The organism is Priestia sp. P5_B4 (assembly GCF_056400385.1).
The window spans coordinates 1-1,503 of record NZ_JBFULJ010000911.1; the positions used below are offsets into that span (position 1 = coordinate 1).

Annotated in this window: 3 protein-coding genes; 1 reads left to right on the plus strand and 2 read right to left on the minus strand. The window is 38.4% G+C overall.

The genetic code is table 11. From position 1 onward, the window contains the following. Both fosB and AC1DRF_RS27395 read right to left on the minus strand, forming a co-directional pair. On the minus strand, nucleotides 1-369 hold a 369-nt coding region (fosB, locus tag AC1DRF_RS27390; protein ID WP_477742235.1), incomplete at its 3' end, for a metallothiol transferase FosB. A 67-nt stretch (nucleotides 370-436) separates the two neighbouring features. Continuing rightward, on the minus strand, nucleotides 437-1,048 hold the full coding sequence (locus AC1DRF_RS27395) for a LysE/ArgO family amino acid transporter (protein WP_230183906.1): 612 nt from the start codon (nucleotides 1,046-1,048) through the stop codon (nucleotides 437-439). A 103-nt stretch (nucleotides 1,049-1,151) separates the two neighbouring features. On the opposite strand from AC1DRF_RS27395, the gene AC1DRF_RS27400 reads away from it, so the two are divergent. Continuing rightward, nucleotides 1,152-1,503 (plus strand): GntR family transcriptional regulator (locus tag AC1DRF_RS27400; RefSeq protein ID WP_477742236.1); only part of this gene is annotated, 352 nt, incomplete at its 3' end.

Consider the following 1,503-nt stretch of genomic DNA (forward strand, 5'->3'; position numbering starts at 1 on the left):
GTCTTGGAGCGTACCGGTGTGAAATTCAAATTTATGACCGTCAGGATCCGTAAAATAAATAGATTTTTTGTCTCTCTCGTCACGGTTTCTTCCAAATAAGATGGTTACATTATGCTGTTTTAATAGTTCTCTTGCTTCGTCAAAATTTTCAATAGAAAGAGAAAACGCTAAATGAGTATACGAATACTGAATGTCTGATCTAGGAATATTTTTTTCTTCGTTTAACGCCAGCCACAGTCCATTCAGACTAAAGTAAGCGGTGGATTTTCCTTTCACTAAAAGTTCCGCTCCTAGCACTTTCTGATAAAACATGATGGATTGTTCTAAATTTGACACAGAAAAGCACATATGATTAATTCCTTGAATCATCTTTACCCCTCGCTTTCTAGAAAAAAGCACTTCTTTCTATTACATAAATTTCCTTTTAGCATCTATTTTACTGAAAAAACATACTTTTTGCCATGTAAAGAGCTACTCCCCAAATCATACATGCAGAAGCCTTATTCACCCAAATCATTATTTTCCCATTTGAATCCATTTTTCCTACTGCTTTTCCTGCAAAAGCTAAGGACAAAAACCATATCCATGAAACGGATATTGTCACCAGCGTAAAAACCCATTTTTCCTTTCCGCTGTACAGTAGAGAATTTGTTCCAATCACGCCCATAATATCCATCAGCGCGTGAGGATTTAGCAGAGATACAGAAGCAGCAAATAAAATTTGTGCTTTCACCGTCATTCCTTCCTTTACTGACGTTTTTGACGGTTCGCTCTTCCACGTCACAAAGCCCATATACGCTAAAAAAAGAAGACCTATTCCAAAAATGAGCGTTTGAAAAAATGAAAAAGCAGCGGCTGCTGCTGAAACTCCCAGCACTGCTACTAGAATTAAAATCGTATCACAAACAGAAGCCGTGAAAACTACGGGAAGCGCCTGTTTGAACGTTCGGTGATTGGCTCCTTGATTAAAAACAAACACATTTTGTACCCCTAAAGGTAAAATCAAACCGAATGCTAACAATAAAGCATGTATAACCACTGTAAACATGTTGTTCTCTCCTTTCTCTTTTATACTACAATTGACATCCCCTGTTGTCTCCATCCAAGTTTTGATTTATAATACCAACCAAATTATAAAAAGGTGGTCTCACATGAACTGGACTCCAGATCCGGCTGATAAAAAGCCAATGCACAAACAAATTCAAGAGTATATGAAAGAGAAAATCATAAATGGAGAGTGGCCTATTGGAACTAAAATTCCTTCGCAGCGCCATTTAGCTGCTAGCTTTTCTGTAAATAGAAGCACGGTGGTGACAGCAACCGAAAACTTAATTGCTGAAGGACTGCTCAGCGGAAACAAAGGCGGTGGCACCAAGGYCATTAACAATACGTGGAGCTTACTAGCATCAGGTTCTCACATGAACTGGAATTCGTATGTAGAAGCAGGAATATACCGACCAAATTCTCCGACTATCCGCCATATTAACGAAGCTGAATTTCAAC